The sequence below is a fragment of the Streptomyces sp. NPDC088261 genome (assembly GCF_044740805.1).
Classification (GTDB): Bacteria; Actinomycetota; Actinomycetes; order Streptomycetales; family Streptomycetaceae; genus Streptomyces.
On sequence record NZ_JBIURL010000025.1, the window covers coordinates 1 to 9584 of the forward strand.

7 protein-coding genes are annotated in these 9584 nt (G+C 71.8%); 2 read left to right on the top strand and 5 right to left on the bottom strand.

The window, feature by feature from the left end; translation table 11 throughout:
- Window positions 1–187: 187 nt before the first annotated feature.
- The gene (locus ACIODU_RS31400; protein WP_401772080.1) at window positions 188–1492 is read right to left on the bottom strand and encodes an ABC transporter substrate-binding protein; all 1305 of its coding nucleotides are present in this window, start codon (window positions 1490–1492) and stop codon (window positions 188–190) included.
- Window positions 1493–1761: 269 nt separating this feature from the next.
- Between ACIODU_RS31400 and ACIODU_RS31405 the strand changes: the two genes are divergently transcribed.
- Complete coding sequence (locus ACIODU_RS31405; RefSeq protein WP_161312878.1) at window positions 1762–2790, top strand: LacI family DNA-binding transcriptional regulator; 1029 nt, start codon at window positions 1762–1764, stop codon at window positions 2788–2790.
- A gap of 53 nt (window positions 2791–2843) precedes the next feature.
- Here ACIODU_RS31405 and ACIODU_RS31410 read toward each other — a convergent pair whose 3' ends face one another.
- Window positions 2844–3827, bottom strand: a complete 984-nt coding sequence (locus ACIODU_RS31410) for an SDR family NAD(P)-dependent oxidoreductase (RefSeq protein ID WP_401772083.1) — start codon at window positions 3825–3827, stop codon at window positions 2844–2846.
- Window positions 3828–4078: 251 nt separating this feature from the next.
- Here ACIODU_RS31410 and ACIODU_RS31415 point away from each other — a divergent pair, with 251 nt between their 5' ends.
- Window positions 4079–5077: an alpha/beta hydrolase gene (locus tag ACIODU_RS31415; protein ID WP_356421288.1), complete on the top strand. Its 999-nt coding sequence runs from the start codon at window positions 4079–4081 to the stop codon at window positions 5075–5077.
- Window positions 5078–5195: 118 nt separating this feature from the next.
- On the opposite strand, the gene ACIODU_RS31420 is transcribed toward ACIODU_RS31415, so the two are convergent.
- From ACIODU_RS31420 to ACIODU_RS31430, 3 genes are all read right to left on the bottom strand, one after another.
- Window positions 5196–5918 (bottom strand): DUF305 domain-containing protein, encoded by a 723-nt coding sequence (locus tag ACIODU_RS31420; protein ID WP_401772194.1) that lies wholly within the window; start codon window positions 5916–5918, stop codon window positions 5196–5198.
- The gene (locus ACIODU_RS31425; protein ID WP_401772086.1) at window positions 5918–6838 is read right to left on the bottom strand and encodes a DUF1996 domain-containing protein; all 921 of its coding nucleotides are present in this window, start codon (window positions 6836–6838) and stop codon (window positions 5918–5920) included. The genes ACIODU_RS31420 and ACIODU_RS31425 overlap by 1 nt, the downstream gene beginning before the upstream one ends.
- Window positions 6839–7507: 669 nt before the next feature.
- Window positions 7508–9280 carry a SpoIIE family protein phosphatase gene (locus ACIODU_RS31430; protein WP_401772089.1) on the bottom strand — a complete coding sequence of 591 codons (1773 nt, stop codon included), beginning with the start codon at window positions 9278–9280 and terminating at the stop codon, window positions 7508–7510.
- Between the last annotated feature and the right edge of the window lie 304 nt (window positions 9281–9584).

Here is a 9584-nt window from a genome sequence, read left to right on the forward strand (position 1 = left end):
AATAACGGGGCTATTATGGCGTAGGGCACCGCTCCGTGGGCCTGGGGGTGTTGTTTGTGGCGCCGCCAGGGCGGGTATTGTTTGGTGGTGGCCACGGGGGATTCCTTCGGGGGGGTGGTGGGGGGGGCGGGGGGCCGGCGGCCGCCGGACGGGACTGTTCGGCCCGTCCGGCGGCCGGCACGCCGGGTCAGCGGGTGAGCTTCTGGATCCGTTCGTCCGTCGTCTTCCACGCGGAGTCCGGGCTCTTGCCCTGCTCGATCAGTTGCAGGCCGAGCGAGAACGTGTCCTTGATCGTGCCGTCCTTGCGTCCCAGCACCTGCTTCGCCGGGATCTCCTTCGCCGCGTCACCGAAGATCTGGCCGATCGGGGCGTCACTGAAGTACGGGGAGGTGCCGTTCGCGACGGCGGGGATGTCGAGCGCCGTCTTCGAGGAGGGGAAGTTGCCGAGCTTCTCGAAGATGTACGCCTGCTGCTCGGGCGCGGTCAGCCAGGCGACGAGCTTCTCCGCCTCCTTCTTGACGGGGCTGTCCTCCATCACGCCGAGGAACGAGCCGCCCCAGTTGGCGCCCTTGGGCGCCTTGGCGACGTCCCACTTGCCCTGGTTGGCGGGGCCGGCCTTCTCGCTGATGTGGGCGAGCATCCAGGCCGGGCAGACGGCGGTGGCGAAGGTGCCGTTCGCCAGACCGGGGTCCCAGCCGGGCTGGAACTGGCGGAGCTTGGCGGTCAGCCCCGACGTGGCCGCGTCCGCGGCGAGGTTCCAGGCGTCCTTCACCACCGGGTTGTCCTGGTAGATCAGCTTGCCGTCCTCGCCGTAGAACTGCTTCTCCTCGCCGTAGATCATCGCGTTGAACAGCCCGGTGGCGGTGTCCATGTACGCGACCTTGGGGTTCTTGGTCCCCTGCTTGAACGTCCGGCCGACATCGACATACTTCGACCAGTCGCCCTCCCAGAGCTTCGCCACCTCCGCCCGGTCGGTTGGGAGTCCGGCCTGCTCGAACAGGTCCTTGCGGTAACAGACCGCCATCGGGCCGATGTCCGTGCCCAGGCCGATCATCTTGCCGTCGCCGGTGGTGACCTGGGCCTGCTTCCAGGGCAGGAAGTGGTCCAGGCCCGGCGTCTTCGACAGGTCGGCGAACTTGTCGGCCTGGGTGTCGACCAGTTCCTTCGCCCGGCCGATCTCTATGCCCTGGATGTCCTTGAGACCGCTGCCGGCGGCGAGGTGCGTCTGGAGCGCGGTGTAGTACGTCTGCTCGTCCCCGGCCACGTCGGTCTCGATCGTGACGTCGGGGTTCTCCTTCATGTAGCGGTCCAGGAGATCGGTCTCCTTGTAGCCCATGACTCCGAAGAGCCCGAGGCTGATGACGGTCTTGCCGTCCTTGGTCCGCGCCTTGTCCTCGTCGCCGCCTCCGCAGCCGGCGACGAGGACGAGCGACACCGCGAGGGCGGTGGCGGAAACGAGGGTGGATCCGAAGCGCTTGCGGGCAGTGCCCATGTGCTTCCTCCTAGCAGCGGCGCTCAGGCGCGCGCCTGCTGCGGCTCACGGTCGACTGGATCAGAGAGCTGTTCCCGGATAAACTGGGAGCGCTCCCAAACGGTTGTGGAAGACTCTCGGGAGACGCCAGGCCGTGTCAAGAGTCGAAGTCGGTTCCGTTGCGTGAATGTGTCCGGACGACGGCTCTCCGCTTCCGTCGTCCGCACCATCGAGCACAGTCACCACGTGAGCGCTTCGGCGCACCACCGGAGCGAGAGTCAGGAGACGTGATGAGCAGCCGCAACCCGAGAGGTCAGAGGCCGACTCTTGAAGCCGTCGCCGCCCTGGCGGGCGTCGGCAGGGGGACGGTCTCCCGGGTCGTGAACGGCGCGCCCGGCGTCAGCGCCAAGGCCCGTACGGCCGTCGAGGCGGCGATCGCGGAGCTCAACTACGTACCGAATCCGGCCGCTCGCAGCCTGGTCACGAGCAGGACCGACAGCATCGCGCTGGTGATACCCGAGTCGGAGAGCCGGCTGGCGGCGGAGCCGTACTTCAACGCGGTCATCCGGGGGGTCAGTACGGAACTGGCCGACACGGAGATGCAGTTGCTGCTGATTCTCGTACGGAACCCGCGCGAGCTGTACCGGCTGACGCGGTTCGTGGAGGCGCGGCGGGTGGACGGTGTCCTGCTGGTCGCGGTCCACCAGGACGACCCGCTGGTCGCGTTCCTGGAGAAGACGCAGATGCCGACCGTGCTGGCCGGCCGGCGCTCGCCGGACGAGTCGCTCAGCCATGTGCACTCCGACAACGTGGGCGGGGCGGCGCAGGCCGTACGGCATTTGCTCGGCCAGGGCCGTACCACCGTCGCCACCGTCGCGGGCCCGCTGGACATGGACGTCGGCCGGAGCCGTCTCCAGGGGTGGCGGGACGCCCACACCGAGCACGGCACTCCCCCGGACGAGTCGCTGGCGGTGTCCGCCGACTTCACCGAGGAGGGCGGCCGGGCCGCGATGGGCGAGCTGCTGGACCGGCACCCCGGGCTCGACGCGGTCTTCGTCGCGTCCGACGTCATGGCGGCGGGCGCGCTGACCGAGCTGCGCGAGCGGGGGCGGCGGGTCCCGGAGGACGTGGCCATCATCGGCTTCGACGACTCGATCGTGGCGCGGCACACCGTCCCGCCGCTGACCAGTGTCAATCAGGCCAGTGAGGACATCGGGCGGGCCATCACGCGGCTGCTGCTGGAGGAGATCAACGATCCGTCGGCACCCCGGCAGTACCTCACGCTTCCCACGACGCTCACCCATCGCAGGACCACCTGACCCGGAGGGGCCGTACCCGGCCGGGTACGGCCCCTCCGGGTCGGGATCGCCGCTCAGGCGGTGGTGACGAACGCGTCGACGCCGGTCAGTTCGGCCGAGAGCGCCCACAGCCGGGCCGCCTGCTCGGGGTCGGTCGCGTACTCCCGTACCCCTCCCTTGAACTCGCCGTCACCGGCCGGCTCGGCGATGTCGCAGTCCTCGCAGTACACCCCGCCCCGGTCCGCGAGCAGCGGCGAGGTGGCCGCCCACACCTGGGTCGACGCGCCCTGCTCGGGTGTCTTGAACGCCGGGTTGATCGGATTGCCGTCGCTGTCGATCCAGCCCGCCGCGACCATCTCCTCCTGGGCGAGGTGGCGTTGCAGCGGCGTGAGGATCCCGCCCGGGTGCAGGGAGAACGCCCGTACCCCGGACTCCTTGCCCAGCCGGTCGAGGTGGACGGCGAACAGCGCGTTGGCCGTCTTCGCCTGGCCGTACGCCTGCCACTTGTCGTACCCCTGCTGGAAGTGGAGGTCGTCCCAGCGGACGGGCGAGTTGCGGTGGCCGGCCGAGGAGACGGAGATCACCCGGGCCCGGCCGCGCACCAGCGCGGGCCAGAGGCGGTTGACGAGGGCGAAGTGACCGAGGTGGTTCGTCGCGAACTGCATTTCCCAGCCGGGGCCGACCCGGGTCTCCGGACTCGCCATGACGGCGGCGCTGTTGATGATCAGGTCGACGGCGCGGTGCGAGGCCAGGAACCGTTCCGCGAAGCCGCGCACGCTGCCGAGGTCGGCGAGGTCCAGTTCGTCGACCTCGGTGCCCTCGATGCCGTGCAGCGCCTCCCGCGCGGCCGCCGGCCGCCTGGCGGGTACGACGACATGGGCGCCGGCGCCGGCCAGGGCGCGGGTGGTCTCCAGGCCGAGGCCGGAGTAGCCGCCGGTCACGATCGCGAGCTTCCCGGTGAGGTCGATCCCCCGCAGGACCTCCCGCGCGGTGCTCCGTTCTCCGAAACCGGAGCCGATCTTGTGCTGAGGCGTGGTCGTGGGGCGAGGCGTAGTCATGGGCCGAGGCTACGAATTGGAGCGCACTCGAAGTCAAGGGGGCGTCCACCGCCCCGGCTCGGACCGGAGTGCGCGCCGGGGGTGCGGGTCCCGCCCGGTGCCCCCCGGATCGGTCCGGCTGAGCGAGAGTCGAATGGACCAGCGGACCGGGAGGCGCGAACCGCCCACGATCGGGTCAGTGATGTCCGGTCGGGGCGGGCCAACTGCTAGGCAGGGACGTTGTTGTCCGTACCGGAGCTCTGGAGTCACCCATGACCATCGACGCCGTCCTCGCCCAGGACCAGGAATCGCCCCGTGCTCGCCCTCTGATCCCGGGGCAGGCGGTCGACGGTCGCACGGACGGCACGACCGGCCGGGTCGAGGAACGGGATCTCACCTTCGACGGGTTCCGGTACACGTGCCGCGTCGTCCACCACGACGACCCGGTGACGGAGCCCGTGCTCGTGCTGGGCGGCTCCTCCCAGGACCGCAACTCCTGGGTGCGGCACGAGAAATGGCTCGGACCGGTGGGGCAGGTGATCACGGTGGACCTGCCGGGGTACGGCACCGCCGACTTCCTTCCCGCGAAGTACGGGGTCGACTTCCTCGCCGCGACCGTCCGGCACCTCCTCACGGAACTGGACGTGCCGCGCGTCAACCTGGTGGCCGCCTGTTACGGGGGCGCCGTGGGGCTGCGCTTCGCCCAGCACTACCCGGATCTGGTGGCGCGGCTGCTGCTGGTCGGCATGACCACCCGGATCCCGGCGGACTACGCGGCGGCGATGGAGCGCTGGGCCGTGATGATCGAGCGGGGCGAGACCGAGACGATCGCGCGGGAGCTGGCCGACCGCTTCATGTCCCCGCCCGGGACGGGCCGGGTCCGCAAGCACGCGGCGGTGTCCCGACTCGTCTACCAGCAGATCGCCGGGCAGGATCCCGAACAGCTGAGCAAGTCGGCGGAGCACAACACCCGGCTGATGCGGCACGAGTGGTACCGCCCGGAGCCGGTGCCCGCCGTGCCGAGCCTGGTGGTGACGGGCGAGCACGACACCCTCTGCACCCCCGCCATGGGGCGGGAGGTGGCGGCGCGGCTCCCGGAGGCGCGGTTCCTGACCATCGACGAGACCGACCATCTGGCGCCCGTCGAGCGGATCGCGGACTTCGCGGACCTCATGGCGCGCTTCTGCACGGACCGGCCGCTGGAGGGGCTGCCGTACGCGAGCGCGCCCGAGACGCTGGGTCTGGGCGTCGCGGCCGTGGACGTACCGTGAACCGGGCCGGGTGCGGCGCGCGCTCCCGCCGGGCCGCTCCCGGGCGGGGGCCTGATCTCTGTGGCAGGCCCTGGGGGCGTGGGGTTCCCGGCCCGGGAGCGGCGGTCCTCCGTGGAGGTCAGCCGCCGAGCGGCCGCAGCGCCGCCAGTTGTTCCGTGCGCCGCTTCGTCACTTCTCCGGCGAGTTTCCTCGCCTCCGCCGCGGCGCCCGCGCTCTGTTCGCCCCGGGAGACGAGCACGCTCTGCTCCAGGTGCTCGCGGAGGTAGGTCATGGAGAGGTCGTCGAACGCGGTACCGCGCTTCGCGCCGATCTTCCGCAGTTCGTCGTCGGTCACCATCCCCTTCATGTCGTGGCCCTCGTGCGGATTGGCCCCGTCCGCCCCCGTCTTCTCGAGGATGGTGCGGAGCCGGGTGAGTTCCGCCCGGTGGGTCACCTTCGCGCTCCGGGCCAGGTCCGCCAGTTCCGCGTCGCTCGCGCGGTCGGCGACGAGGTCGAGCAGGAGCAGCGTCCGCTCGTCCATGGCCGCCATCAACTGCGCCCAGCCCCGGTCGGTGTCGTTGAACCCGCCCGCCGCGACGGCGGAGGCGGAGGGCGCCGGAGCGGCCTGTGCGCCCCGCTCCTTCACCGCGGCCGTCCGCGCGGGTCCGGTGTCGGACGGTGCCGGCGAGGCACCGCAGCCCAGCGGTCCGAGGACCGCGAGGACCAGAAGGATCCCCGGCAGTACGGTCCTGCCGGTCCCCCGCGCCGTTCCGCTCGTACGCCCCCGGCCGGGCCCGTCCGGCCGGGAGCCGGGACGGGACGGCGGTCCGCCGGGGTGCGGCCGACCGCCGCCCCGCGGCATCACGAGGGAATTCCGTTGGCGCCGCACTTGATGATCGGCCGGATGCAGTCCCGCACCCGGCGGTCCATCTCGGCGACCGGCCACGCGTTGAAGAAGTCGCCGTGCATGGTATATCCGGGCCCGGAGGCCAGTCTGAAGCCGGCCGGGTTGCCGTTCACCGGGTACCGCAGGACCTGACGCAGCTTCGGAACCGGCACCGGGTGGCTCGCCGGGCATGTTCCGTCGACCGGGTAGGACATGTGGCTCTTGTGGTCCGCCGAGTCGAGGTCCCTGCCGTTCCAGCACTGCGGGAAGTCGAGGTACGACTCCAGCATCGTGCCGGCCGGGCAGTTGACGAAGTCCGTCGACGGGTTCACCTGTCCGGCGTGCAGGCAGGACCAGCGCGCGCGGGTGTTGTCGTTCGGACCGGTGGCCTTGGCGTTGCCCGCCACGATCTTGAGGCCTTCGGGGATGGGCTGGGTACGGGCGATGACGTCGTCGCGCACGCCCTCACCCAGGTAGTAGAACGTCGTGCCGGTGGGCTCGACGGGCTGGTTGTTCACGAACAGGGTCGGCACCCAGTACGACGAGAGGTCGACCTGCGGGTCGCAGGTGGTCGCCGACGTCTTGAGGTCTCCGAGGTTCGTGTACGCGTTCGTCGCGTGGCTCCCGAAGAAGCTGTGCATGTGCGAGCCGCCGGGGATGCCGGGGACGACGATGGGGTCGTCGGGCAGGCGGTGGCTGAAGTTGCATTCGGCGAGGAACTCCGCCACGCGCACGACCTGGGCGCCGGCCGGCTGGGCGGCTGCCTTCTGGGGGACGCCGGTGGGCCCGAGCACGAGCTGGGCGGCGACCGCCAACGCCGCGATTAATCCCGCGAGAAGGGCCTTGCGGCGTCCCCCGCGGACGGGGCGGCCGTTCTCGGACCGCGTTGATCTCATGGGCGCTCCAAAGGGAGTCGTGGATCCCGCGCCCGGCACGCTCCGGCGGCGGGCCGGAGCATCGGCAGGACGGGAAATCCGGTGGTGGGGGGCCAGGGGTTCCGTATCGGTGCCCCTGAGTGCCGGACGTTAGGGCTGCGTAAAGGGGTCGTCAAGGTGCTGCGTCAAGTTCCGGAACTGACGAGTCGTCAGGTATTTAACACAAAGGAGACATTGGGACGTCCCGTTCGCGCGTCGGCAGGGAGAGCGCTCTCCCTGTCGGGGGCCTTCTGGCGGGGGTACGGGTGGTGGGGTGTCCGCGCAGGTGGGAGGGGTCGGCGACGGGGCGGGCGGGGCCCTCTTCCGTACGGGGGGAATCGGGGCGCGGAGGCGTCGGCCGAGGCGTTCGGCGGCCTCACGGCCGGTCAGGAAAAAACTTTCCGGCCCTTCACTTGATGAACACGACCCGACACGGCGTCATGGGCTCACTTCGACAAGCGAATTACGGCGTTCCGGCGGCGCCTTCGCCGGGGGCCGCCCCAGGCGGCCGATGAGATTCCGCTTCTGGGTCCGGTACCGGTTCCGGGACCGATTCCGGCACCGGTACCGGGACCGGTCGCGGGATCGCCTCCGGGATCGGGTCCTGAACCACGTCCTGGATCACGTCCTGAACCACGTCCGGGACCGGCCTCATCCGCGGGGCGGTATCCGCGCCCCGATGAGCGTGATGTCGTCACGCGTGTCGCCCAGGTGCCTGGCCATGTCGATGCACAACCGGTCGAGCGGCTGGGTGTGATGGGCGGCGGTGTACCCGCGCAGCCGCCGCAGTCCGCTGTCGATGTCCTGGGTCCGCGACTCGATCAGCCCGTCGGTGTACAGCAGGAGCGTGGAGCCCGGGGGCAGTTCGGTCGTGACCGTGGGCCGGGAGGTGGCCGGCAGCAGGCCGATGAGCATGGCGTGCGCCTCGTCCAGGTAGCGGGTCGTGCCGTCCGCGGCGACGACCAGCGGCGGCGGATGGCCCGCGGTGGACCAACTGAGGCGCCAGGAACCGTCCTTGCCCGCCCGCAGGCGGGCGAGCACGACCGTGGCGGCGTCGGCGAGCCGCAGGTGCGCCTGGGCGCGGTCGAGGCGCTGGAGGATGCCGCCGGGATCCTCCTCGGGCCGGTCGACGGCCAACGCCCGCAGCATGTTGCGCAGTTCGCTCATCCGGGCGGCGGCCTGGATGTCGTGGCCCGTGACGTCGCCGACGACCAGGGCGAGATCGCCGTCCGGCAGCAGGAACGCGTCGTACCAGTCACCGCCGACCTCGGCGGTGTGCTCCGCCGGCTGGTAGTGCGCGGCCAGTTCCAGCGTCTCGACCTGGGGCAGGTCGGTGAGGAGGGCGCGCTGGAGGGTGGCGGCGATGTCGGCCTGCTGCGCGTGCAGCCGGGCGTTCTCCAGCCCGAGGGCGGTACGGCGGGCGACCTCCTCGGCCAGCACCCGGTCGGCGTCGTTGAAGGGCGGGGTGCTGGCGGACCGGGTGAGGATGAGCGTGCCGAAGGTGCTGTCGCGGAGGCGGAGGGGCACGATGAGCGCCTCGGCGGCGCCGAGGTCGGCGAGCATCGCGGTGGTGGCGCGGCCCAGGGCGTCGGCACGGACGGGGGCGGCTCCGGTCGGTGCGGCGGCCGCCGGTACGGGGACGGCTCCGGGCGGCGCGGGGGCGGCCACCGGTGCGGGGGCGGAGGACGTACCGGACAGGGGCGTACCGAAAGGCGCGGTCAGCTGCTGGGTGGGGCCGCCCCGCAGCACCTGGGCCAGCGGGGCGGTCGAGGCGTCGCCGAACAGCGGCGGGTCGGCCTCCAGCGCCGCGGCGGGCACCTGGTCCGGTTCCCGGTGGGTCCACGCGGTCCTGCGGACCCGGCCGCGGTCGGCGATCAGGTCGATCACGGCCCCGTCGGCGAGGCGGGGCACCAGCAGCCGGGCCAGACGCGCCAGCCCCTCCTCCGCCTCCAGCGTGCTCACCAGCGCCAGGGTCAGTTCACTGAGCCAGGTGGCTTCCGCAAGGTCGAATTCGGCCTGTTCCCGGGCGATCTCGCTGTGGGCGTAGCGATCGGACCGCCGGTCGTTCCGCTCCCCGTCGGTTCCGGTGTCGTGGAAGACCACCACGGTGCCCCGCCGCCCGGGGAGGGGCGCGGACGTCCACCAGACGGGCAGCGGGGTGCCGTCGGCGCGGAGCAGGACGGCGCGCTCGCCGGGCGTGGAGTCGTCGTGCGACGCGTGCAGGAGACTCTTGGCGTCCAGGCCGCTCAGGCCGCCGGGGCGGTGGCCGAGAATCCGTTCCGCCCAGGGGTTGCAGGCGACGACCCGGCCGGAGGCGTCCAGGGCGTACATCCCCGCGGTGGCGTGGGCGAACAGCGCGGACAGCAGCTCGCCGTCCGTCGTCCCACCGGTCGTCCCGGTCGGTGCCGGGGCCCCTTCGGACATGCTCTCTCCCAGACGGTGCGCGCCGGACACCGGCGGAGGTCTCGATGTGGTGCGCGGTGCGGCGATCGCCGAGCCGGATCTCACCGGCCGGGGACCGGGGCCGGATCGCCGGAGCGGGAGCGGCCGACCTCACCGTACGCGACTCCGCGCGGGACACGCGCGGAGTCGGGGGGGAAGGGAAGGGGCCCGTACGGATGGCTGCGGAGGATTCGGGTGACCGAAAAGAAATGGTCCGGCCGGAGCCGCCCCGTCCCGCCGCCTTCCGCACGGGCCGGGTGGCCGAGCCGCCGCCCGGGGCGGCGGC

Bases quoted from the DNA above. Each gene is read 5' to 3' on its own strand.
- ACIODU_RS31400 (WP_401772080.1), bottom strand. From the start codon at position 1,492: ATGGGCACTGCCCGCAAGCGCTTCGGATCCACCCTCGTTTCCGCCACC.
- ACIODU_RS31405 (WP_161312878.1), top strand. From the start codon at position 1,762: ATGAGCAGCCGCAACCCGAGAGGTCAGAGGCCGACTCTTGAAGCCGTC.
- ACIODU_RS31410 (WP_401772083.1), bottom strand. From the start codon at position 3,827: ATGACTACGCCTCGCCCCACGACCACGCCTCAGCACAAGATCGGCTCC.
- ACIODU_RS31415 (WP_356421288.1), top strand. From the start codon at position 4,079: ATGACCATCGACGCCGTCCTCGCCCAGGACCAGGAATCGCCCCGTGCT.
- ACIODU_RS31420 (WP_401772194.1), bottom strand. From the start codon at position 5,918: ATGCCGCGGGGCGGCGGTCGGCCGCACCCCGGCGGACCGCCGTCCCGT.
- ACIODU_RS31425 (WP_401772086.1), bottom strand. From the start codon at position 6,838: ATGAGATCAACGCGGTCCGAGAACGGCCGCCCCGTCCGCGGGGGACGC.
- ACIODU_RS31430 (WP_401772089.1), bottom strand. From the start codon at position 9,280: ATGTCCGAAGGGGCCCCGGCACCGACCGGGACGACCGGTGGGACGACG.